The sequence below is a fragment of the Pedobacter sp. GQ55 genome (genome assembly GCF_059758925.1).
This window is the reverse complement of the sequence record NZ_JCAXEI010000001.1, coordinates 140454-165888: the sequence shown is the minus strand read 5'-3', so window position 1 is coordinate 165888 and position 25435 is coordinate 140454. Positions and strand designations below refer to the sequence as shown.

Here is a 25435-nt window from a genome sequence, read left to right as displayed (position 1 = left end):
ACTACCAACCGTTACTTTGCCACTTAACTCCTGTAATTGACTGCAGGCGGTTTGCCTCATCAAGCGGTATAGGTACCCAAAGGAATTTATTGGTGAAATTCTTGCGTTCATTGGTGCGGACTGGTCTGCGGATATAGGTAAAGGTTCCATCCGGATTTCTGGTAATCTCCATCCCTGTTACCCACCGATCGGTTTTAGAAAGGTCACCGGTTGGCAGCGTCCATCTTCGAACGTCGAAATACCTGTTTTCTTCCATAGCCAGCTCTACCCTACGCTCATTCCTGACCCTAAGTATCAACTGCTCTTTAGATAGATTCGAAGGTATTTCCGGCATACCTGCCCTAGCCCGTATTTCATTAACAGCTGTAGTTGCTTCAGGTAATTTACCTGCTTCAGCAGCTGCCTCCGCAAAATTTAAGATTACCTCTCCAAGACGGAACATTTTCCAATTGGCACCGCCTACTGGATTATCATTCCCTGAGTTTGGATGCAGGAATTTTCTTTCGAAGTATCCTGTTCTGGTTGCTTTTCTGGTAGAAGCATGAATGCCAGTTTGAGGCTCGCCAACATAAGTTGCAATAATCCGGGTTCTGTTACCCATTGGGGCGGGATAATTTTCGAAGGATTCAGGCGCTTCTGCAAAGTTCCAGAATGCTTTTCTTTTGGATCCATTGTAATAAATTGAAGCATAAAAACGAGGATCTCTGTTGGCATAAGGATTTTTAGGATCATAGGTTTTATTTTCGGGATTGTAGTTTGGTTGCTGGTGCTTATCGTCAAGATATGGATTTGCAAGATTTAGAATCGGCTTCCCATCAATGGTTTCATAAGCATCTACAAGTTCCTGCGTTGGACAGGTTCCTGATTTGTATCCATCCTGTGCACCAATGCCATCAATATTCCAGATATTACCTTGTCCATCGCGACTTTGATATATTGTTTCATGATCCACACTGGATGCATAACCCATTGTTTGAGTAAAATACTCGTTATAGATGGCGGTTTTTTCATTCTTATTTGGCCCAAGGTAAGCGACATCTGAAAGATAAGTTTGCGGATAGTTTACTTTATTATAAAGTTCAAAGCCGTTTGTTCTTAAATTTTCTAATGATGTTTTGTTGACTTCGTACGCCTCTTCCCAATAATTTTTGCCATCATTATATAATGGGCTTGCAGCAAAAAGGATCATTTTTGATTTTATAGCCTCGGCCATTGCTTTGTTCAAACGGCCAGCTTCCTGATCTGAATTAATTCTCCACTGTAGTTCATTTGTGCCCAGTGCTACATCACAATCCTCCATGATGAACTTAACTACGTCATAGTAGGTTTCTCTTTTCACGTTAGAAAAATCACCTGAAAAATCATATGGTTCACGTTCTATAGGTAACGAAGGGCCAAACCATTTTAGTAGTTCCGAGTAGTAGTAAGCCCTTAGAAGATGTGCTTCAGCTTTCCAGCGTTTTCTATCTGATTCATTGGTTACCGTTGCATTATCTATGCGGCTTATAAATATGGTACAGTTACGGATAGCGCTCCAATAACTGGCCCAATAATTTCCATTTCCACTATCTCCACTTACATTGGTTATTGGATGATTACTGGCAGACGCGTTACCATTGTACATTCGGCCGCTCATAAGTCCTGACTCTGCCTCCGCATCTGTATCCCAGGATTCATCGCTCCAGTTAACTGGTCCTCTTTGCCAAAAAAAGTATCTGGTCCCTTTTACGGGCATATTTGCATAGCAGGTATTTAAAAAAGCTTTCACCTTTTCGTTATCGGCAAAGACTTCGTCCATAGTGATCTTGCCATCGGGTGCTGTATCCAGAGCTTTCTTACACGCACCAAGGAAAAACATGGAGAGTGCGATTAATAAAACTATATATTTCGTTTTCATAACTTCTTGTATTGGGGATTAGAAAGTAACATTTAAGCCAAAGTTTGCCATTTTGGTTACAGGGTATCCGAGAGGATCATTGTTCTCAGGATCCAGATGGCCCATTTTTAAATGATCCCAGGTATAAAGATTTTGTCCACTTACATAGACTCTTAATCTTTGAACTCCAATTTTATTAAGGATTCCTTGAGGAAGTGTGTAGGCTAATTCAACGTTTCTAAGACGAATAAATGAACGATCCATAATGAAGAAATCATTGGCCGTGTGATTCGTATTGTTCAACGTGCTTAATGCTGGATAAGTGATCTTCTCACCGTTGGCATATCGCTCCGGAGTCCATGCATTTTTATGATAATCGAAATAAGTGCCCAGCTTTATAGTTTCATAAACTCCCTGATCAGAATAATTATTGGAGTATTTGCTTACACCTTGCAGGAAAGCTGTAAATTCAAATCCTTTATAATTAAGGCCTAATGTAAAACCGTAAGTAACCCTGGGTATGGTGCTATAGCCAATGGCCACCTGATCCCTATCGTTAACCACACCATCGCCATTGGCATCTACATACTTAAAATCGCCGACTCTTGGTGTACCGAAGCCATAAGTGGTATTCGCCAGATAATTGTCAAGTTCTTCTTTTGAATTGAAATACCCATTTCCGTTGCTGTAATCTATTTTGTATCCAAGGGTTTGACCAAGTGAGTAACCTGTAGATCTATATCTTGTTGCATAAGATTCATCACGGATCTGTTCATCTATAAATTTAACCACGTTATGGTTATATCCATAATTTCCCTTAACCATTAAAGAAAGATCCTTTGTGAGTGATTTATTATAGGTTAGCTCAATTTCATATCCCTTATTATCAACCAGTCCCATATTCACTCTTGGAATATTCCCCAACGGAAGCCCCTGAAATTCAGGCACAGTATTACGTGAGATCAGGATGTTGCTTCTTTTTTCGATGAAGTAATCGAAATTAGCCGTTAGGTCCCTGAATAACTGAAGGTCTACTCCGTAGTTTTGTTTCGCTGCTACCTCCCAGGTAAGATTTGGATTACCCATTAGCCCCTGATTGATTCCACCGCCAAGGCTACCCAGTGGACCACCGCCCATGGTAATGTCACTTTGGTAAAGAAAACGTGAGGAGCCCATTTGATCGTTACCGACTTTACCATAGGATGCACGCAATTTTAAACTGGTAACTATCTTATTATTTTTCAGAAATTGCTCATTACTTAGAATCCACCCTACAGAAGCTGCAGGAAAAAACCCAAAGCGCTTGTTTGGTGCAAACTGTTCGGAACCATTATAGCCCATGTTAAATTCTGCCAGATAGCGATTGTCATAGGCATATGTGACCCTGGCTGCTATACCTAATACGTTAAAAGGAATATCACCACCCGGGGTTTCCCAATAATCGCGCTGACCAAGGATCATTGCCCCTACATCATGTTTTTCATCAAATGTGCGGGTATAATTAACCGAGGCTTGCATGTTGATATTGTAACGGGAATCTGCTCCTTTAGTTAATGAGAGCAATTCTTCATCGGGACGTTTAACAGCATAACTTAACTGATTAGTTTCCGGGTTAACTTCTGCAAGATAAAGACGCTCGCTTTTCTTGCCCTGAGTAGCGGTAGTTGATTTAGAATCATAAGAGATCATCCCTTTAACACTTAGCCCTTTGGTAACGAAACTGCTTAAATCCCAATCGAGCCCAAAAGTAGAGTTCAGGTTAGATCTAACTTCATTACGGTATCCAAACCTGTTCATAATTTCAAAGGCCGAACGATCTAAGTATCCCGGATCCACTATTTGACCTGGTGCTACTCCAAATCCACCTATTGTTGTTGGTCCGGGCGTAATTGGCAAAATGGTTTGAGCCTGATACAATAAATCTCTCATCATCCAGTTTGTATCGCCTCCGCCATATAGCCATGCAGAAGGCATATTAACCTGTTCTATATAACTACCTATATTTAAGAATGACTTTAGTGAGTTTGTAACTTTATAATCCAGATTGGCCCTAAAATTAAACCTATCCATTTTTGCGGAAGGATCATAACCCAATACTGATTTAGGCTCAGTCTTAAGGTTACCACCTTGATTAAGATATGCGGCGTTTACAAAGTAGGAAACTCTTTCTGTTCCCCCGCTTGCACTGGTATTAATTCTCGTTTGCGGTGAATAACGGGATATAAACTCACGATAATAATCGTGATCAGGATACATATATTTTCTAACTGCAGCCTTTTGTGCATAGTCGGGATCATTTGGATCTAGACCTGCCAAAGGATTGAGGTATTTATCCATCGTTTCCTGACTAAAAGGAAGTGGCGATATGTTGTCATTTTTAGAAGCTTCATTTCTTAGCTTCATGTAGTCTATAGAGTGTAGTCTCTCTGGCTCCCGTGTAAATGATGAATAACTCTGATCTAAATTGACAGATAATTCGGGCTTACCTTCCGTACCTCGTTTGGTGGTAATCAATATCACCCCATTTGCTCCTCTAACACCAAATACAGCGGTTGCTGATGCATCTTTCAAAACAGAAATAGTTGCTACCTCGCTAGCGTCAATGGTTCTGATGTTATCACGCGGAACTCCATCAATTAAAATAAGTGGGCTTTTAGTATTAGTTGTTGCAGCGCCACGCAGATACATAGTTGCATCGTCACGTCCTGGCTGGCCACCTCCAGACTGAATAGATGTTAAGCCCGACAGTTTACCTGCCAATGCATTAGCAAGACTTGCAGAAGAATTTTGTTTAAGTTCCCTGGAGGAGACCGAAGAAACTGCCCCTGTTACCGAAATTTTCTTCTGTTGACCATATCCTACAACTACCACCTCATCCAATTTCTGATCGGAATTTACCAGGGTTACATTAATTGCCGATTTTCCATTTACAGCTATTTTCTTTTGAATATATCCTATATATGCAAAAACCAAAACAGCGTTTGATGGAGCTTTAATCGTGTAAGTCCCATTTTCAGTTGTCTGGGTCCCCACCTTAGATCCCTGGACCGTAACAGTGACCCCGGGCAGGGGACCAAGATCCAGTGAATCCAATACCTTTCCGGAGACAGTGATCTGTTCCTGTGAGAAAGCATTAAGTGAACTACATATTGCCAGCAGTAGCAAAGGAGTCCAATAGAGCTTTGAGAGTAGTCGTTTTTTCCTCATAATGACCATTTTTGAAATGTTTGATTTGGATTTATTTAGGTTAGGTTTCAGCTGTGCTTTGTTGGTGTTAATTTTCTTTATATGGGTAATTGAATCTTCCTGATGGGGCAACATCTCCATTGATCAGAAAGTCAATAATATCACCATCGGTCTGCATGTTATCAGACCATTTAAATTCAAAGTTTAATGTGTTTTTTAAGGCCAGGAATGTTCTTGGAATACGGATTTCAAGCTGATTGCCGATGTAGTTAAAATCGACCTGGGCTACCTGTTTCCAATTCCATCCCTTTGCGGATTTTTCCAAAAAAGCCATTTGATCAGGGGATTTTCTATTCACAACAAAATCATATCCCTCCCATCCTGTTTTTTTATCCCTATCGACATCTATAAACAGGCGCATACATGCTGGATCTTTGTGACTGGTGAGCTTATCTGCAGTTTCAACATAGAAATAGACATACTTGTTATCTCTTGCTACTTTGGCTTTTACAATGTCATTTCGCCCGGTCGTATTTGTATAATGTGTACCTGCAAAACCATCAGCATCACGATGTATGGTATTTCCTTTATGAGCTATAAATTCTGGTTTAACATTAAGCCACTCATCAAATTTCCCATCCATGCTGATCGTTTTAGCTGCAGAGGCTTTTTCCGGAGCAGGCATCCCTTTAAAGCGGCGGATGTTAGCGATTAACTGGTAGTAATAATTATCCTGATGACCACCTTTCATGGGCTCTATATCTCTACTATATTCAGTATCAAATTGATCGGGAAAGGCATTTGGCTGATCCTGCCATGTTTCATATCTGCCGGCTATCCATTCGTTCCAACCAGTAACAAAAACCAGTTCAACGTTTTGTTTTAAAGCATAGTCCCATTGCTCCTGAAAATTCAGACCATACTGATGAGCATCTTTATTTGTGTTTTGTCCATTTTTGTTGGTGTAACTTCTTCCAAATGCCCCTTTCGCGTTCATTGGGTTTAAGCCATTTTCCTTAGTCCAGTTTTGAGATGTACCAACGGTCATTTGTTCAAAACTGCCATCATCATTTTTTACGAAGCCATGCTGAGGATATATCTCCAACCATCCCCAATGATCTTTGCGTTCGGGTCCTTTATTGTAAACCGGTTGTCCCGGACGGAAGGTAAAAAAGTTCTTAATCTCAGGATCAATATTATCCGGATATGCCATAATTAAGGGTTTGCCTTTCCATTGAAACCACAAGTCTTTATAAAGACCCGGTTTATACAGGTCGTTATAAACCTGGCTGATAGCGCTTTTGGTATCTTTTGATGCCCCAAAGCCCATCATAAAAGCAATCTGAGGCGTCCTGATACCATTTTTCCTTGCTTCTGAAAACACTTCGCACAATGCCATATACGCAGGCTTCCACACCAAATCTCCATTGGTACAATCAAACATAATCATATCAACACCTGCATCAGCCAGCATTTGGGCATGCTTCCAAAGCACCCATTTATCCGTATTTACGTAATAACCAAACAGGGGTTCATTCCAGAAATTCATGATGTTTTGTGGCCATGCCGGATGCTTGAAATCGTAAAGAGCATCGGGATGTTTCTGTAAAAAAGCAGTGGTATTATTAGGTTTTAGTTTAGCTTGTGCATAATGCCATGTCCAATAGAATAGGCCAACGAATTTGTCGCTTTTCTCTTTACCTACTTCATTAAATGTTGGTAGTTTTCTGTCCAATGCATCTGTTGCTGGCAGTGTTGCAGCATAATTGGTTAGCGGCTTCTGTGAAAAAACATTTGTTACAGCGGCACACAGCACCAATAAAAGACCAGCAAAGGATCTGATATTAAAGCTCATAATAATCTATATTTGGTTAGGCGCAATCGTTTTCGAGGGAAAACAATTGGTTGCTATCTCAATAATATTAATAGTTTCATCGAGCAGCAACCTGTACTATACTGATTGGCATCCTGCACCTACAGGTTCTTTATTATTAAATAATGAGTATAAATACATGCTAAATCCTATTAGGAAGAGCATAATTATTTAAAAAAGAATCTCTTTTTTTAAATAATTATGCGCATCAATGCCGGTTATAACTACGGCATTGATGCCCATAAAAAAACGAGTGCCCATATGGTAAGGACACTCGTTTTAATCGTTTAAAGAAAATGCTGGTAATTAATTATATCCTGCATTTTGAGATAATACTCCTTTTGAAAGATCTACTTCCTTTTGCGGAACAGGCATCAGATAAAATCTATCATTCCATGTTCTTTCCTGGGCCTGAGTATTTTTAATATTATTTATGGTTTTCATTACCTGAGGGGCAATTTTCCAACGGCGAATATCCATATAACGCTGCCCTTCTAAGGCAAGCTCTATCCTGCGTTCATTACGAATTACTTCTCTAAGGGCATCTTTACCTGCATATTTTACTCTGTCAACAACCGGCATTCCTGAACGCGTTCTAACTGCATCTAAGGCATCATAAACAGTAGCATCAGGTCCGCTTAATTCATTTTTAGCCTCTGCATAGGTCAACAAAACCTCAGCATAACGGATTAGAATTATATTAGCATGGTTATCTACCTGTTGACGATAGATCGCAGGGTCAACCAATTTACGGAAATTATATCCTGTTAAAGACATATTGGAAGCGCCCTGAACCCAGTTAAATTTATAATCATCCTCAACTGCATTCCACGGTGAATTTTCAAACAGGATAGTCGCATAAAAACGTGGATCACGGTTTTTATACTCGTTGGCGAATGCAGGGTCTTTAGCAACATACCACGAGGCACGCTGTGCCGGATCTGTTGGTGTAACTGCCTCGCCAGTTTTATAACTGCCATAACTATTTACCAATTCCTGAGTTGGAGTTACTGAGCTCCAGCCACCAATAGTGCCTGGCAATAAGTAAGTGTTAAGGTAATTGGCATCTTTTTGATCAATCTGCTGACGGTCTAAAATTACCTCACCATTACCTTCGTTTACTTTATGAAAAAGTGCCTCGTAACTACGAAGACCCAAACGGAATCTTTTCTCGTCATTAGCATTGGCAAAGGTTACCCATTTACTATAATCGTCTTTAGCATCTATGGCTTCTTCGGCATCAACCTTAAATAAACTATAACCCAGAGTCATTACCTGACTTGAAGCATCTACAGCCAGCTGCCACTGACTTTCATTTAAATGTACTCTGGCCTTTAATGCAAGAGCAGCGCCTTTGGTAATTCTTCCCTTCTCATTTGGCTTACCTCCGGCATAACTTTGAGGCAAAATTTTAGAAACGGCATCAAGCTCATCAGTAATAAATTTTACTACTTCAGCTTTTGGAGTTCTTGGTACATTTTCTTCTTCCAAAGCTAAAACCGTTGTAATTAAAGGCACATCTCCGAATTTATTTGTTAATCTGTAATAAAACAGTGCCCTTAAAAACCTTACTTCAGCTTTATATCTTTCCAATAAAGCAACATCTATTGTAGTTACTTTATCTGCATTAGCAAGGAAATAATTTGCACGACGGATGTCGATGAAACTCCAACCTGCATCAGTTGTAGAGGTAAGCGTTCCTGCTGAAACATCTGTAGCGGAACTTTCCCATGGATACTGGGCATGAGCGTTATCTGTTGCACCATCGTCATAAATTATTCCATCGCCAGGCAGCTGATTATAAACAGCCATAACTGCCTGATAGACATCGTTAGGATTTTTCCAAAACGTCGCTTCCGACAATTGATCTAATGGTGGTCTTTCTAAAAAGTCTTTTTTGCAAGAGGTAACAGCGCCTAGTGTTAAAAGCCCTGTAAGTATATATATTGATGTTATTTTTTTCATGATATTCGAATTATTTTTGATTAGAAACCAGCACTTAAACCAACGGACCAGGTTTTAATACCTGGGTAACCTCCACGTCCAGAATCAGACTCAGGGTCATAATCTGCCAATCGCTTATCTGCCATAAAAGTGAAAGGGTTATTCGCTGTTCCATAAATTCTTAGTTTGGCCAATCCAATCTTTTTAGTTACATCTTGTGGAATGGTATAACCTAAGGTTATGCCTCTTACTCTGAAATAGGCCCCACTGAATAACCAGAATGATGAAGTAGGATTATAATTATGTGCGCCTGCAGCTGTTGTTAAAATGCGCGGGAAATCGGCATTCGGATCAGGATTAGCAGTTGTCCATCTATTTAACCATTGTTCTTTTACATTGGCACCGTTAAAGAATGGATAAGCAGCCTCTTCAGACAAATAGGTTTTAACCTTTGCTACGCCGTAAGTAAGTACACTTAGATCGAAACCTTTATAGGCAGCATTTAAATTAAAACCATAATTTAACCACGGAACATTGTTGCCAATTATCTTGCGATCGGAGGCATCGATCAAGTTGTCGCCGTTTAAGTCTTTATATTTAATATCTCCTGCTTTAGTGGTAGTCGTTTGGAAGGCATGATTTGTTACATCAGCAGCATCAACAAAAAGACCTTCTGATTCATATCCGTAAAAAGAACCTATTGATTCACCGATTTTCTGTATAAATCTTCCGTCAAATGTTTCACTACCATCCCCTAGCTTAGTAATAGTACTCTTAATGATTGATAAATTAGCCCCGATGCTGAAAGTGAAATCGCTGCCAATTTTGTTGTTATGGGTAACCGCAAGCTCAAATCCTTTGTTTTGAGTAGCGGCACCGTTTGATAATGGAAGCCCACTATTTATGGCATCGGTAGTGCTTGTATTTACTCCACTGGTTGCAAGTGCAGGAACCCTCATTAAAAGATCCTTAGTATTTTTAATATAGTAATCTGTAGTAATGTCTAATTTACCGTTGAACATACTTAGGTCGATACCCAAATCTGTCATATATACTTTTTCCCAGGTTGCCAATGGGTTAGCAATTTTTGCTGACCACACTCCTCCTTGTGGAGCCTCCTCAAAACTATATTGATAACCAGTATTTAACAGGTCGAAATAGTTTCCAATTGATACAACATCCTGGTTACCCAAAGAACCCCATGAACCACGTAATTTCAAATTACTGATCCAATCCACATTTTTCATAAAGTCTTCTTTACTTACATTCCAACCTGCAGAAAAGGATGGAAATACTGCCCTGCGGATATCTTTACGGAAACGGGATGAGTAATCTATACGAGTATTAACTTCTACAAGATATTTGTCGTTAAAAGCATAATTGAAACGCCCAAATACAGAGCGCATAGCCCAATCTTGCTGGTTACTTCGGTTTGCCTGACCATCGTTATCAGAGTTGATATCTTCAGGATTTGATGAGCCGGATACAACAGTGGTCATGTCATTATTCGGGAAATTTTTACGACCCACAAATGCGGTTCTGTAGGTATTGCTCTCTTGCGATGCACCTACTGTTAATTTACCATAATGTTTGCCAAAAGTACGTTCATAATCAGTTGTCACCTGTGTTAAAAGCTCCCTTCTTTTGCGCCAGTATTCAAGCATATCATTCTGCACTTTTTGGGTAGAGGTGATCGGCTTTCCGGTTAAAAAGTCATTAATAGGATCAAGGGTATTGTTAAAAGACCATGAGTTGCCATTTGTATATTTTAGGGAAACCAATCCATTTATTGACAGCCCTTTTAATGGTGTTAAAGTAGCATTAGCAGAGGTCTGAAAATAATTATCGCGATCCCAGGCTTTACCGCCTTCTTCAATTATACGCGCCTGATTACGACCTGCTGTTTGCGCATTGGCTTTGCCATTATCGATTGATCCCCAATCGCCATTGCTCTGACGAAATACAGAAGTCGGCAAAGACCTGTTAAGCTCCGTCCAGCTCATGTTACCTTTACGGTCGAAATTTTGGTTTATGAACGAAAAGTTAGTTCCAACCTTTAAAATTTCAGGTACAATAGTGGTTTCAGTATTTAACTTAGCCACAAAACGGTTCTGATCTTTATTTGGAATAATAGATTCCTGACTAAGATAAGATACGCCCAAATAACTATTGGTAATTTTGCCTGGCGCATTTATATTTAAATTGATGTCGCTTAAAGGTGCAGTTTTGCGAAGAACCTGATCATACCAATCGGTATTTGGGTAAAGATCTGGTTTTGAACCATCTTTATACCACTGAATCTGTTCTGCAGTAAAAAGTGGAGCACCACCAGCGTTTGTTAATGCCTCATTATAAAGTGTAGTATAATCGCCTGAGCCTACATATTTTGCCATTTTGGTAGGCGATTGCCATCCGTAATTTGCATTAAGTTCTACAGTAGTTTTCTCTCCGTTACCACGCTTGGTCGTTACCATGATAACACCATTAGCTGCTCTTGACCCATATAGTGCAGCAGAAGAAGCATCTTTTAAAACAGACATACTAGAAATGTCGTTAGGATTTAAGGTAGCAAATTCCTGTGCTGAGGCAGGTATTCCATCAATAACATACATTGGATTGTTTCCACCAGACACTAAGCTACTTCTACCTCTAATGCTTACAGTTGTAGAAGCAGATGCATCTCGGCTTAAATCGCCTGGACGTTGTAAGATAGTAAGACCAGGAGAAACACCTTGCAGCGCATTCTGGATAGAAGTTACCGGCCTGTCCTTCAGTTGCTTAGGAGTTACAGTAGCAATAGCACCTGTTAAGCTCGTTCTTTTTTGTGTACCATAAGCAACAACAACAACTTCATCCAGGTTGCTAGATTCATCCTCAAGAGTTATGTCTATTGTACCAGCTTTTGCTGCTGTAACTTCTTTGGTTTTAAAACCTATGGCTCTGAAAACCAAAACGCTATTTTCTGGTACAGTGAGTACATAGGCTCCTTCTGCATTGGTTGAAGTTCCGCGGCTTGTTAAATTTTTCACTTGTACAGAAACACCAGGTATAGGGTTACCCTGACTGTCTTTAACTGTTCCTTTAACATTAATGTCAGCTCGTGTGTAGTTTACAGGCAGACCTCCTGCATAAGCATTTATAGATGCAGTCACCAATATTAAAAAACAAAGTTTTATCAATACCAGTGTTTTAACGAACGGCCTTAACTGCCGTTTTAAATAATAGTCAATCATAATTGTTATTTAGTTTAGTTGTTAGTTAGTTATTGGAATTGCAGCAATTACTCTGTTAGGTTATCATACTATTTAATCTCATGAATTGAGAGGAGGGACTTAGATGGTTAAAACTTTTCGGCTCTAATGTATAGAGTCGGGAGGTCACTTATTATGTGTAACTTAACGCAATCGATTGATTTCGCACTGAAGCCAGTATAAATTACATCCTGAAAACTTTAATAAATTGCTTTGGGGTATATCGAGTTTCAATAGAACTTTGTTCAGCAAAGCTTGGCTTTATGAATGATGACTTTTTATATTTCTGAAGGAATAAAAATTAACTAGAGGTTTAATTACCTACTAAGAAGTTAGTTTAGAGCATTCTAAAGGCATTTTTTTTCGCTAAAAAAACCTCCGTTATACAAACCGAAACAAACGTTTGCGCAACAAAAATGATACAAATGCTTTTTAAGCCCTTTGGAATGGGCTAGACTTGAGCATTCTGCATTGTTTAATAGCTATATCCCATTTAGCATTGCGTTGAGAAAATCTCTCTTTTTGACATAGGCATTTGCAGTTTCAGAGCTTCTGTAAACAGGGAGTTTATTATTTTTAACAATACTCTTAAATTTCTTCAGAGAAATTCTTAAAACACTACAAGCCTCGGTTTGAGTGTAATATAAATCGGTGTTAATCATAATCGCGTTATTTATGACACCAATTTAATTTGAAAACATACAGATTATACAACAAACTTAGTGAATGGTAACTCTCGATCTTTAAACTGCTGTAAATGACGGGCTACACATGTTGTGTGATGTTTATACACTTTGCTACACAATCATAAAAGATCCATTTTTTTTCATTAAATGTTAGGTATTTTCATGTTAAAAAAAATCATGAAAAAATTAACGTTTATCTCCTCGATTACTTTAATCCTGCTCTTATCGGCATGCAGCAAAAAAGGCGGGCAAGAAGTTCCCGAACCAAATAAAATAACATACAAAGTGGGTCTTTCTGTTGAAAATGAAAAAACAGGTTTAGATGGTGGCACCGAACCAACATTAGTTACGCCCATTGAAAATTTAGTTAATCAATTAACCTTTATCATATTTAATGCGAAAACCGGAAATGAATATTATAGATCAACCCAAACCAGCAATTTGCCGGGCATGGGGCAGATATATTTTGATTTACCCTTAGGTGAGTACATATTCATAGCAGTTGGGTCTAAATCACTTTTTGGGATCAATAAGTATTATCGGGACAATGAAGTCCCTATCCTGTTGCCACTAGCAGAAGCAAACATGCAGTACTGGCAACCCAACCCGACAATGGCTGATAAACATTATAAAACGGATGACACTTTTTATGCAAGGTCAAGAGTAACTATTGATGGAAATCAAACAATAAGCCTTACCATGCAGCGGGTTGTTGGTAAACTGGAAGTACTTGTTGAAGATGCACCTGATTTCATCGTGGATGTTAATTTTGAAACAACGGGCTTTACACTAAATGATCAAAAAACATTCGGCCGTATTGACGATAATGCAGGGTATGAGGTAAGCAATGCAAATGGCCCGATAAGTATTTATATTCTAAGTACTGAAAGGCCTATTCTAATTGAGATATCTGGAGCTGGTGTAAGAAAAACATTAAGTGTCCCGATTTACAGAAACAAACGTACAATTGTGAAAGGCAAACTATTGGCACCTTCTACAGCAACCAGTTTTAAAGTCACCATTAATGATAAGTGGCTGGCTGACACTACTGTTGTTCATTTTTAAGTATTGCATAGGTAGCAAGAAAATTATTGACACAATTCTGACAGTTAAAAAGAATTAGGTTGCGTTAACTTTCATGGCTAATACTATTTTTGTGGCCGAATATGAAAACTGCTGTTGTATTCTTCCTGTCTCTGTGTTTCTTCCTTTTAGGGGGATCAAATCACGTTTATGCAGGGGCTCATTATAGCACAAGCAATTATTCAACTGTTCAAAAGATTGAAAAATTGCAACAAGCAAAACTTGTTATTGTCAATCAGGGCCTTCCTGAAGTTAAGAAGAGTACCATAGGTGATAAAAAAGAAGACTTCATCAGTGTTGAAGACGAAGACGATGATCTTGTATCTGTCAGGAAATCTATATTGCCTGCCAAGTACTTTGCAACGCTTACCTATGCCTCTATTTTAATTTATTCCAACGCTTATTTCAAAAACCGTTTGCCGTTTTGCAAGCACCTATCTTACACTTCTTCTTACAAATACATTCTACAAAGAGTTCTAAAAATATGATCAACAATACGCTTCAGTTATCGAAGTCGTGATCATATCTGCCCGTGGGGGTAATTCTGGTTTCATACCCGGTAACTGATGCTATTTCTCATTTTAGGGAATCTCTGATTCCTGATCATCAAATCAATTAATAATTAATTCGTACTATGAAGAGAATTGCAATGCTCATGGGCTTAGGTAGTATATTATGCCATACAAGCTGCACATCTGAGAAAAAAGAAAAGGAAGAAATCAGCAAGTATGCGGTTACTACTCCTTTAAAAATTGACACCTCCTTTACCAAGGAATATGTTTCACAAATAAAATCTGTAAGGAACATTGAGATCAGAGCACAAGAAAAAGGATACATGCAGAACATTTACGTTGACGAAGGTCAATCTGTAAAAGCGGGCCAGCTGTTGTTCAGGATCATGCCAAAAATGTACGAAGCAGAGTTAATGAAAGCACAGGCTGAAGCCAAATCTGTAGAGATAGAGTTACAGAATACCAAAACTCTGGCTGATAAAAATGTGGTCTCAAAAAATGAGCTGACAATGGCTCAAGCTAAACTTGATCAGGCTAAAGCCGAAGTGGCGCTAGCAAAGCTACACTTGTCATTCACTGAAATCAAAGCACCATTTGATGGCATCATTGATCGCATCCCGCTGAAACTGGGAAGTCTTGTTGATGAAGGTGAATTATTGACTAATCTTTCTGATAACAGCCAGATGTTCGCCTACTTTAATGTATCTGAGCCCGAGTATCTGGACTATCAGACCAACATTAAAGGTCGCGGCGACAACAAGGTAAGTCTGCTTTTGGCCAATAGCCAGCCCTTGAAATATAAAGGTGAGGTAGAAACCGTTGAAAGTGAATTTGATAATGAAACAGGAAACATTGCTTTCAGAGCAAGGTTCCCAAACCCCGACAAGCTTTTAAAAAATGGCGAGACAGGTAAAGTTCAAATGACGGTTCCGCTTAAAGGTGCATTAATAATCCCTCAAAAAGCGACCTACGAAATTCAAGACAAGGTATATGTTTTCGTAGTTGACAAAAATGGAGTAGTCAGATCGCGGAATATTAGTATCACTAGCAGAATGCCTGACTTGTACGTGGTAGGAAATACCCTTTCTGAAAATGACAAAATCCTACTTGAAGGTGTCCAAAAGGTTAAAGATGATGATAAGATCAAATATGAATTTATAGCACCCAAGGAAGTTATTTCTCGTCTGCAATTGAAAACGGAATAGTAATTCCATCCTTAAAAAAGTAATTCTATGTTTAATAAATTCATACACAGGCCAGTCCTGTCTATAGTAATATCGCTCATCATTACATTCCTGGGTGTGTTGGCTACCACCCAATTACCGGTAACACAATTCCCTTCCATTTCACCGCCAAAGGTGAACATCACTGCGGAATATCCGGGAGCAAATGGCGAACTAATGATTAAATCAGTAATCATTCCGTTGGAACGGGCTATTAACGGGGTTCCAGGAATGAAATACATGGCATCGGATGCAGGTAATGATGGTGAAGCCACCATACAGGCGGTATTCAATCTGGGTACCGACCCCAACCAGGCATCGATAAATATTCAAAATCGTGTAGCTTCTGTTATAAATAAACTACCTCCTTTGGTGGTACGTGAAGGTGTAAAGATTACCAGGGAAGAGTCTAATATGCTCATGTACATCAACCTGTACAGTAAAGACCCTCATATGGATCAGAAATTTCTTTTCAACTTCGCCGACATCAACGTATTGTCAGAGTTAAAAAGAGTTGATGGTGTTGGAGTTGCCGATATCCTTGGTAACCGCGAATATGCCATGAGGGTCTGGTTAAAACCAGACCGTATGTTGGCCTATAAGATATCGGCCGATGAAGTTTTGAAAGCACTTGATGAGCAAAGTTTGGAAGCTTCGCCAGGTAAAACCGGAGAAAGTTCTGGTAAAAGATCTCAGGCATTTGAATATGTATTAAAATATCCTGGGAGATTTAGTACCAAAGAGGGATATGAGAACATCATACTAAGATCATCCACAAAGGGAGAGATACTTCATCTGAAGGATGTTGCTGATGTGGAGTTTGGGAGTTCGTATTATGACCTTTATTCCAATCTTAATGGCCGACCTTCGGCCGCTATAGTTGTAAAGCAATCTTATGGAAGTAATGCGAGCCAGGTAATCAAGGACATAAAAGCTAAACTGAAGGAGATCAAATCGAGCTCGTTTCCTAAAGGTGTAGATTATGAGATCAGTTATGATGTATCCAAATTCCTGGATGCTTCTATTGAAAAAGTAATACACACCCTTGTGGAAGCATTTATTCTTGTTGGATTGGTCGTATTCCTTTTCCTTGGCGACTGGCGCTCAACATTAATCCCAGCCATTGCAGTACCGGTATCCCTTATAGGGACTTTTGTATTTATGCAATTCTTTGGGATTACACTGAACCTGATCACCTTGTTCGCTCTGGTGCTGGCAATAGGTATTGTGGTAGATAATGCCATTGTAGTAATTGAAGCAGTTCATGCCAAAATGGAAGAAAAGAATCTTTCGCCGCTTAAAGCTACTGAAGAAGCAATGCATGAGATTAGTGGGGCCATTATTGCGATCACTTTCGTAATGGCAGCGGTATTTATTCCGGTTGCATTTATGTCTGGCCCTGTAGGAATATTCTACAGACAGTTTTCCATTACTATGGCTACATCAATTATTCTGTCAGGAGTGGTTGCACTTACCCTTACCCCTGCCCTATGTGCAATTATGCTGAAGAATAATCACGGAAAAGCTCAAAAGAAAACATGGCTCAATAAAGTGCTGGATGGTTTTAACAATTGGTTCAACAGGGTTTCTGGCAAATACCAGAAGTTATTAAGCATAATCGTAAACAGGCGGGCAATTACCTTTATCATGCTGGTCGCCTTTTGCGCGGGAATATGGTTACTAAACAACAGCCTTCCTTCTGGTTTTATACCAAATGAAGATCAGGGAATGTTTTATGCGGTAATACAAACCCCTCCTGGTTCATCATTGGAAAGAACGAATCAAGTTGCCGAGAAGCTGCAGAAAATTGCTGAAGGCATGGAAGATGTACAATCCGTTTCTTCTTTGGCGGGTTATGAAATCCTTACAGAAGGTACCGGAGCCAATTCAGGAACTTGTCTGATCAACTTGAAAAGCTGGGAGGAACGTAAACATTCCGTACAGGAGGTAATCAATGAATTGGAAAAGAAATCTAAAGATGTAACGGGGGCCACCATTGAATTCTTCCAGCCACCTGCTGTTCCTGGTTACGGAGCTGCTGGTGGTTTTGAGTTGCGCTTGCTGGATAAGGCCGGAACAGGTGATTACAAAAAGATGGAAACGGTGAGTAGGGATTTTGTAAAGGACCTGAGTAAACGCCCTGAATTATCGTCGGTATTTACCTTCTACAGCGCCAGTTTCCCGCAATACATGCTCAAAATTGATAACGACATTGCTCAGCAAAAAGGAGTAACTATTGAGAATGCGATGAATACGCTTTCTACATTAGTGGGAAGTAACTATGAAACCAGCTTTATCAAATACGATAGGCAATACAAAGTGATGGTGCAGGCGTTGCCACAGTACAGGGCCTTACCTGAAGATGTTCTGAAACTATATGTAAAGAATAACCGTGACGAAATGGTGCCGTTCTCGGCCTTCATGAAAATTGAGAAGGTTTATGGATTATCAGAGATCACCAGACACAACATGTATAATGCATCTGAGATTAGCGGTTCCTCTGCACCAGGCTATAGTAGTGGTTCAGCAATTAATGCGGTATCAGAAGTGGCTAAAACCAGTTTGCCAAGAGGATTCTCGATTGACTGGGCAGGTATTTCCAAAGATGAGGTTGCCCGTGGAAATGAAGCGATCTATATCTTCATCATCTGCCTTGTTTTCGTATATATGCTCCTTGCTGCGCAGTATGAGAGCTTTATACTGCCATTCCCTGTAATTCTTTCACTTCCAGCTGGAATTTTCGGAGCATTCCTCTTGTTGAAAATATTCGGGCTGGAAAATAACATATATGCTCAGGTAGCTATGGTGATGCTTATTGGCCTGTTGGGTAAGAATGCGGTGTTGATCATAGAGTTTGCCGTTCAGAAACACAGAGCAGGAAGTTCAGTACTTCAGGCAGCAATTGAGGGTTCAGCCGTCAGGTTCCGCCCTATTCTGATGACTTCCTTTGCATTTATTGCCGGATTGATCCCATTGGTTTTTGCTTCCGGACCGGGTGCGACAGGAAACAGAACAATCGGCTCGGCTGCTGCCGGAGGTATGCTTTTCGGAACTGTTTTCGGTGTTCTTATTATACCGGGATTATACTACATTTTCGGTAAAATCTCAGAAAAACATGCTCTTGTTAAAAATGAAGAAGAAAATCCTTTAACCGAAGAAATTGATCACAATGTATAAACACAAGATATATAAATGTATTGGCCTGGCAGGTATTTGCATAGCCATTGCAAGCTGTAAGATCCCTGCGTTCATACAGTCAACCGAAAACAAATCAGTTCCTGAATCTTATAATAACAACAGGGATACCACCAATATGGCTGCGCTTGAATGGAAGCGCTTTTTTACCGATCCAAATCTGGTGAATCTAATTGACACAGCCCTTAAACATAACCAGGAGTTGAGTATAACACTTCAGGAAGTTGAAATGGCAAAGAACGACATCAAATTTAAACAAGGAGCGCTTTTACCAACCGTAGGTGCAAAACTTGGCCTCGGTGTTGAAAAAGTAGGAAGGTACACCAGTCAGGGTGCTGGTGATGCTTCAACAGAAATTGCTCCAGGAAAAGAAACCCCAGACCCGCTGATGGATTATACTGCTGCAGTGTATGCAAACTGGGAAGTAGATATTTGGAAAAAACTCCGTAACGCTAAGAAAGCCGCAATTACCAGATACTTATCTACTGTAGAAGGCAAAAATTTTGTATTGACCAATTTGATTGCTGAGGTTGCCAACTCCTATTATGAATTGCTTGCGTTGGATAATCAGTTAGAGATTGTTAAACAGAATATCCAGCTTCAAAAGGATGCCCTTGAGATTGTAAAAATTCAAAAACAAGCAACCAGGGTAACCGAATTGGCTGTTCAGAAATTTAAAGCGGAGGTATTAAACTCCCAAAGCATGGAGTTTGACATCCTTCAAAAGATCAAGGGAAGTGAGAACAAGATCAATTTTTTACTTGGTCGATTCCCTCAGGAAATTCCAAGAGATCATGGCAACTTTTTGAACCTCTTACCTCCAGCGGTTCGCGCAGGTATTCCATCGCAGTTGCTGGCCAACAGACCAGACATTAAACAAGCTGAACTAGAGCTGGCTGCTGCAAAATTAGATGTAAAAGCAGCAAAAGCGGAATTCTATCCTTCCCTGGATATTTCCGCAGCGTTCGGGTTTCAGGCATTTAACCCATCTTATCTGGTGAAATCGCCCGAATCAATGCTGTATTCGCTTGCAGGAGATCTTGCTGGCCCGCTAATTAATAGAAACGGAATTAAGGCTGAGTTTAAAAATGCAAACTTGCGTCAGCTTCAGGCCATGTATAACTATGAACGAACAATTTTAAATGGATACTTAGAAGTTTCTACTCAAATGTCGAATATAGATAACCTGGAAAAGAGTTTTCGTTTGAAGTCTGACCAGGTAGGTGCACTCAATAAATCTATTGATATCTCCAATGATTTATTTAAATCGGCAAGGGCTGATTATCTGGAAGTATTGATGACTCAGCGGGATGCGCTAGAGTCAAAACTGGAACTTATAGAAACAAAAAAGAATCAGCTCAGTGCTGTAACCAATATCTACCAGGAACTTGGTGGTGGTTGGAAATAACAACAATTTCTTATTAAAAGAGCCGGCAAAACCGGCTCTTTTACTTCATTTTAATCAACAACATGATCTTATCTTTCCTTCAAGATTTGCAGCGCATCCTTATCTTCAAATTTATTAATTTGCCTGGTTAGCTCTTTATACAAATCGGCAGTGATGGTTTCATATCCTTTTTTCCCATATTTATTATCCATTTCATGTGGATCTTTTTGCAGATCGTACAACTCCCATCCTACTACACGCTTATAGAACCGAATCAATTTGTACCTCTTAGTGCGAATCCCGAAATGAGGGGAAACTGAATGCTCTCCATTTTCATAATAATGATAGTATAAAACCTGTCTGCCTTTATCAGCATGATTTTTTAGGGCAGGCAACATAGATATGCCCTGTATATCTTTTGGGATAGGCAAACCTGCTGCATCAAGTACGGTTGGGGCAATGTCCAGGTTCATCACAAAACGATTGGAAACAGTACCTGCTTTTACCAGGCCGGGGTATCGCATGACCATAGGGGTACGGAATGACTCCTCATAAATCCAACGTTTGTCAAACCAGCCGTGCTCGCCCATATAGAATCCCTGATCGGACAGATAAATTACAATAGTATTCTTGCTCAGACCATGTTGATCCAGGTAGTCCAATGTGCGACCAATGTTTCGGTCCAAAGAGGTGGCAGTACTTAAGTAATCGCGCATATAACGTTGAAACTTCCATTCGGTAAGTGCTTTTCCTTGTAATTTCAATGCATTAAATTGCGCTTCTATAGGCTTATAATAAGTATCAACTTTAGCACGTTGGGCTGCGTTCATCCTACTAAAGTTACCATCTTTATTCTCCTTATCATCAGAACCGAACATCTTTAGGTCATACCCCATTAGCATGGTTTTTTCGATAGACATGTCCTGTATCTCCGCGGCTTTTCTGTTTTGATAAGTATCGTAAAAATTGGCCGGAAGCGGAAAGTTAACCTTATCAAAGCGGCCCAGGTCAGCGGTGTCTGGCAGCCAAACCCGATGCGTGGCCTTATGCCCGATCACCAGGCAAAATGGCTTGGATTCGTCTCGTTTATCCATCCAGTTTTCAGCTTCATCCGTAATTACATTGGTTACGTAGCCCTCAATTCTTTTTTTGTTGCCGTCCATCATGTCAAAGTCTGGATTGAAATATTGTCCCTGATTAGGCAATACCTGCCAGAAATCAAAACCCTGGGGTTTGCTTTCTAAATGCCACTTGCCAATCCACGCGGTTTGATAGCCACCTTTCTGCAATTGTTTTGCAAAGGAGTCTTGATCGCCATTAAAAACTGAACTTTCATTATCTTTAAATCCATTTTTATGGCTGTATTTTCCAGTCAGGATTACCGCCCTGCTGGGACCACAAATGGAGTTGGTTACATATGCCTTATCAAAACGAACCCCTTCATTTGCAATCCGGTCTATATTGGGGGTTTGCATCAATTTGCTACCATAGGCACTTATGGTCTGATAGGCATGATCATCTGAAATGATAATCACAATATTTGGTCGTTTTGGAGCTGTTCCTGTTTGCTGCTTTTGTGCAAAAAGTTGCATACAACTGTTAACCAACGCAAGCAGTAGTAAGGTTTTATTTAATTTCATTTGATTTCCATGTTGTTATATAAAAGGGGGGCTAAGGTAAACACATTCCTTCCGGCTCCACCTAGCCTTTTGGAATGGAAATATAACGCATTGTTAAACCTTCTCCAATCTTTTGTTGTTTTTGGTAACCAAAAGTACTTCAGACAAAGTTAGCATTCTATTAGTTAAGCGATATCTGATATAGATTTCGATGAAAAATATACATGCATAGCACATTATTTTAAATCAACGTCCAGGTAAACCGAATGTCTGCCATACGTATCATAAAATGGTTTAAAAACAACATCATCAATCCTGAATTCTAAACGGTGAGGATCACCTTTAATTGACTTGCTAATATCAGCAGCGTTCAAGGTAATTTTACGCCAGTCCTTTCTTGCTTCTGGCTCCTGAGCGGCTAGCAAAATAGGTCCATAAAACAGACTGGCTATGTTCTGCTGATCCATTACTGGATCGAGATGAAACTGAAAAGGCATTCGCAGCTCAATGGTATCCCCATCCTTCCAGCTCCGGCTCAGCCTGAGGTAAGTTCCGGGATGCGCGTCTAACTTTTGCGTCTGCCCATTAATCAAGACGAAGAATCCTTTGGTAGCCCAGCCAGGGACACGGACATTGATATCAAATTTTCCACTTCCTTTAACCGTCAGTTGGGTATGATCCGATTTAGGAAAATTTGTAGATTGTATAATGCTTACCCTACGTTCGGTCCATTTCAATATTGAAGGAATATAAAGATTCACATATAAGGACTGGTCATCGGTGCTTCTAAAATAAATCGAATTCTGTAACTTGGTGCTGCTCTCTATTGCGGTGCCATTGCAGCAGGTAAAGCCGGTCATCTTAGCATTCCCAAATTGCTTTACGGACCCAGGTTTGAGCGGTACATGATAAGTATTAGCAGGAGAGTGTTCATCAACCGATGCCAGAATATGGTTATACAATCCCCGCTCATAATAATCCATAAACGCTGTACGTTGATCGAAAAGAAAAAGTTCACTGCTTAGTTTTAGCATATTGTAAGTTGCACACGTTTCATTCTGCCCGCCTTCAGAGAAGCCATTCTCATAGAGCGTTCCGGGTTGCGCAACGAAACATTCTGCATTAGCGGGATTACGTGCGCCAGCAACCCCACCTATGCTATAGGTGTAACCACTAACCACGTTGTACCAAAAGTTGTCAGCAATTCTATAATAGTCCGGATTATTAGACACCCTGTACATTTCGATACTTCCAACAACCTGAGGGATATGTTGATTGGCGTGCAATCCACGAAACAAATCCACATTATTTACCAATCCGCTAGTGTGATTTTTATCACCGTAAAATACCCGAATATTATCAAACTTTATCGCTGTTTGAAGATAATCTTGATTACCTGTTATTCGGTACAGTCTTGCCATGGCCTCATTCATACCTCCAAACTCACCGGCGATATAGGTGTTCCACATCTTGATAAGGGTATCAGTAGGTAACACATTCAACCGCTTATGAACCCAGTTACCCATTCCTTTGGCCAAATCTAAGGCCTTTTTATTACCACTAACCTCGTAAACATCCATCAAACCTGCTAAAATCTTATGTAAAGTATAATATGGTGCCCAAACCTGATTTTTCTGGCCACCGTATTTAGCTCCTTTCTCCAGCATGATAAACTGATCTGGCGGATAGGCGCTGATAAATCCCTTACCCCAGTTCCAATAGTCCTTGCGAATTCCCAGATCACTAAGATCAGAATCAAAACTTGTTTTACCAGGACCAAAGGGTATTGCAGCAGGATCTGATACAAATGACTCACCAGCTGCCCTGGGTCTGCCAGAAAGTTGTGATAATTCATACAGGGTATTCACTATGTACTTCATTTTACCGGAAAAGTTTTCCTGAAGTGTCTTATCGTAGCTCGTGCTGGCATAAGCCTGAGCTATTGCTGTAAGATAATGTCCTGTGGCATGTCCTCTGAGTTTGGTGTCCTGGGTATCCCATACTCCAAGTGGTATGGCCCCTATTGGCTGTTTCTGGCCAAAGGCATGCCGGAACATGTAGAGAAAGGAATTCGGATCAGTTTTGGCCAAGGTAGAGATGAACTTGTCTCTGTTTTCGGTAAATTTAGTTCGGTGACCCAAAAGATCATTTCCCAACGACACCCGATCGAGACCGAAAGTCTTCAATTTTAAAACCGGAGCTGTTATTTTTTTTTCTGCACCAACCGTAACAATCGCTTTGGGGCGGATTTGAGTACCAGGAATTTGCCCGTAAACAACATACTGTCCGGGTCGAAGAACCGAACTGTTGTCATCAGGAAGAGGCCATAAAACCCGCACAATTGGTCCATTTTTGATCTGCCGGTAAGTACCCTGAATATAATTGGGTAAGCGAGGCAAAACCCCGATCTCAGTAGCTACCTCAACATCTTCTACCTTGTTCAGATAGGCATTATATAGCTGTGGTTTTGTTTCGGGGAACTGCTGGATATCGTCCTTCAAATTGGTTACATTTACCCCATTGCCGTTAGTGGTTCCTTTAGCATTCACAGAATTCTTGTAAATATTCAACACCTGTGTTTTACTTAAGGCAACCCGATAAATACGAAAATCATGAAGCATTGCATTCATGTTGGATTTTGCTGGCTTTAAAGATTTTCCGATAAAAAGCAAATTACCCTCATCTGTAAGCTGATTAAAAACATCCTTCAACTCAGAGGGAATATCTTTGCCCTCACCCACAGGTTTACCATTAATATAGGCAATGATTGATTTAGATGAAACATCAATCACTATCGCAACATGAACCCACTTATTGAGATCAGGAAATGAAGTAACTACGCCATTTTCCCCATTCTTAGCTGAAGTTATCATGATCTGAAAACCTTTTTTGACCTCTAAGCCAAACGGCGCGGCGAAAAAATGGCTTGTTTCACTCCTTCCAAAATCAAACAAATATTGCCCAGATTGATTGGAACGCAATTTAATCCAGGAGGATAAACTAAGTGACTCAATATCCGCTAGCGACGCGGCAGGCAGCCTGATAAAGTCATCACTGTCACCGGATAATGATAAAACCTTTCCAAATTGTATATCATTTACAAAATGAGAATGTACACTTTCGGCTTTCGCATGAAGATTATTTCGAGACCAGTCTTTGAGATCGCCGTTAAAAATATAACGGGCTATTATACCGGTTTCGCCTATACCATCCAGTATCTGATCACCACTTTGTGCTTTAGCCTGGTAGATGGACTGGCTAAAAAAAGTGACATACAACACAACGTAAAAAAGTATAGAACGGGCTTTTATTCTCAAACTATATTTTTCAACAATACACTTATCAATATAACGGTAACATTTCATGACATAAAACTATCAAGAATTAATCTTCGAGAGTTAGTGAATTTTAACTTATGAAACCATAATCTTAACACATACCATCTATTAAGGTGCAATCATCTCTCTGTGGCTCGCATTACATATACCTAATCCGCCATTTTCACGAAATGTGAAGACCAACCTAAGTAGCTCTTTATCCCATTAAGATAGTCCAACAAGCAGTAGATCCAAAAATGAGGATCTTTAACATCTGTCATTA

The 25435-nt window shown here is 39.9% G+C and carries 12 protein-coding genes; 5 read left to right on the top strand and 7 right to left on the bottom strand.

Annotated features, from left to right (window positions below; all coding sequences use genetic code 11):
* Position 1: 1 nt before the first annotated feature.
* From AC6CH7_RS00685 to AC6CH7_RS00665, 5 genes are all read right to left on the bottom strand, one after another.
* On the bottom strand, positions 2–1897 hold the full coding sequence (locus AC6CH7_RS00685) for a RagB/SusD family nutrient uptake outer membrane protein (RefSeq protein WP_498260840.1): 1896 nt from the start codon (positions 1895–1897) through the stop codon (positions 2–4).
* Between the two features lie 18 nt (positions 1898–1915).
* On the bottom strand, positions 1916–5083 hold the full coding sequence (locus tag AC6CH7_RS00680; RefSeq protein ID WP_498260839.1) for a SusC/RagA family TonB-linked outer membrane protein: 3168 nt from the start codon (positions 5081–5083) through the stop codon (positions 1916–1918).
* 67 nt (positions 5084–5150) lie between these two features.
* Complete coding sequence (locus tag AC6CH7_RS00675; protein ID WP_498260838.1) at positions 5151–6917, bottom strand: hypothetical protein; 1767 nt, start codon at positions 6915–6917, stop codon at positions 5151–5153.
* A gap of 324 nt (positions 6918–7241) precedes the next feature.
* Positions 7242–8900 (bottom strand): RagB/SusD family nutrient uptake outer membrane protein, encoded by a 1659-nt coding sequence (locus AC6CH7_RS00670; RefSeq protein WP_498260837.1) that lies wholly within the window; start codon positions 8898–8900, stop codon positions 7242–7244.
* Positions 8901–8920: 20 nt separating this feature from the next.
* Positions 8921–12112, bottom strand: coding sequence for a SusC/RagA family TonB-linked outer membrane protein (locus AC6CH7_RS00665; RefSeq protein WP_498260836.1), 3192 nt, complete (start codon positions 12110–12112; stop codon positions 8921–8923).
* An 881-nt stretch (positions 12113–12993) separates the two neighbouring features.
* On the opposite strand from AC6CH7_RS00665, the gene AC6CH7_RS00660 reads away from it, so the two are divergent.
* From AC6CH7_RS00660 to AC6CH7_RS00640, 5 genes are all read left to right on the top strand, one after another.
* Positions 12994–13881 carry a FimB/Mfa2 family fimbrial subunit gene (locus AC6CH7_RS00660; RefSeq protein WP_498260835.1) on the top strand — a complete coding sequence of 296 codons (888 nt, stop codon included), beginning with the start codon at positions 12994–12996 and terminating at the stop codon, positions 13879–13881.
* A 101-nt stretch (positions 13882–13982) separates the two neighbouring features.
* Positions 13983–14387: a hypothetical protein gene (locus AC6CH7_RS00655; protein WP_498260834.1), complete on the top strand. Its 405-nt coding sequence runs from the start codon at positions 13983–13985 to the stop codon at positions 14385–14387.
* A 146-nt stretch (positions 14388–14533) separates the two neighbouring features.
* Complete coding sequence (locus AC6CH7_RS00650; RefSeq protein ID WP_498260833.1) at positions 14534–15616, top strand: efflux RND transporter periplasmic adaptor subunit; 1083 nt, start codon at positions 14534–14536, stop codon at positions 15614–15616.
* Positions 15617–15643: 27 nt separating this feature from the next.
* Positions 15644–18811, top strand: a complete 3168-nt coding sequence (locus tag AC6CH7_RS00645; protein ID WP_498260832.1) for an efflux RND transporter permease subunit — start codon at positions 15644–15646, stop codon at positions 18809–18811.
* The gene (locus tag AC6CH7_RS00640) at positions 18804–20237 is read left to right on the top strand and encodes a TolC family protein (protein ID WP_498260831.1); all 1434 of its coding nucleotides are present in this window, start codon (positions 18804–18806) and stop codon (positions 20235–20237) included. Before AC6CH7_RS00645 ends, AC6CH7_RS00640 begins: the two co-directional genes overlap by 8 nt.
* 68 nt (positions 20238–20305) lie before the next feature.
* Here the strand turns inward: AC6CH7_RS00640 and AC6CH7_RS00635 are convergent, their stop codons facing one another.
* Together AC6CH7_RS00635 and AC6CH7_RS00630 are read right to left on the bottom strand one after the other, a co-directional pair.
* Positions 20306–21856, bottom strand: a complete 1551-nt coding sequence (locus AC6CH7_RS00635; RefSeq protein WP_498260830.1) for a sulfatase family protein — start codon at positions 21854–21856, stop codon at positions 20306–20308.
* Between the two features lie 215 nt (positions 21857–22071).
* Positions 22072–25200 carry a beta-L-arabinofuranosidase domain-containing protein gene (locus tag AC6CH7_RS00630; RefSeq protein WP_498260829.1) on the bottom strand — a complete coding sequence of 1043 codons (3129 nt, stop codon included), beginning with the start codon at positions 25198–25200 and terminating at the stop codon, positions 22072–22074.
* Positions 25201–25435 lie beyond the last annotated feature (235 nt).

Excerpts from the sequence above, each read along its gene's own strand:
- AC6CH7_RS00665 (WP_498260836.1), bottom strand. The coding sequence starts at position 12,112 with ATGATTGACTATTATTTAAAACGGCAGTTAAGGCCGTTCGTTAAAACA.
- AC6CH7_RS00680 (WP_498260839.1), bottom strand. The coding sequence starts at position 5,083 with ATGAGGAAAAAACGACTACTCTCAAAGCTCTATTGGACTCCTTTGCTA.
- AC6CH7_RS00640 (WP_498260831.1), top strand. The coding sequence starts at position 18,804 with ATGTATAAACACAAGATATATAAATGTATTGGCCTGGCAGGTATTTGC.
- AC6CH7_RS00675 (WP_498260838.1), bottom strand. The coding sequence starts at position 6,917 with ATGAGCTTTAATATCAGATCCTTTGCTGGTCTTTTATTGGTGCTGTGT.
- AC6CH7_RS00630 (WP_498260829.1), bottom strand. The coding sequence starts at position 25,200 with ATGAAATGTTACCGTTATATTGATAAGTGTATTGTTGAAAAATATAGT.
- AC6CH7_RS00650 (WP_498260833.1), top strand. The coding sequence starts at position 14,534 with ATGAAGAGAATTGCAATGCTCATGGGCTTAGGTAGTATATTATGCCAT.
- AC6CH7_RS00655 (WP_498260834.1), top strand. The coding sequence starts at position 13,983 with ATGAAAACTGCTGTTGTATTCTTCCTGTCTCTGTGTTTCTTCCTTTTA.
- AC6CH7_RS00670 (WP_498260837.1), bottom strand. The coding sequence starts at position 8,900 with ATGAAAAAAATAACATCAATATATATACTTACAGGGCTTTTAACACTA.
- AC6CH7_RS00660 (WP_498260835.1), top strand. The coding sequence starts at position 12,994 with ATGAAAAAATTAACGTTTATCTCCTCGATTACTTTAATCCTGCTCTTA.
- AC6CH7_RS00635 (WP_498260830.1), bottom strand. The coding sequence starts at position 21,856 with ATGAAATTAAATAAAACCTTACTACTGCTTGCGTTGGTTAACAGTTGT.
- AC6CH7_RS00685 (WP_498260840.1), bottom strand. The coding sequence starts at position 1,897 with ATGAAAACGAAATATATAGTTTTATTAATCGCACTCTCCATGTTTTTC.
- AC6CH7_RS00645 (WP_498260832.1), top strand. The coding sequence starts at position 15,644 with ATGTTTAATAAATTCATACACAGGCCAGTCCTGTCTATAGTAATATCG.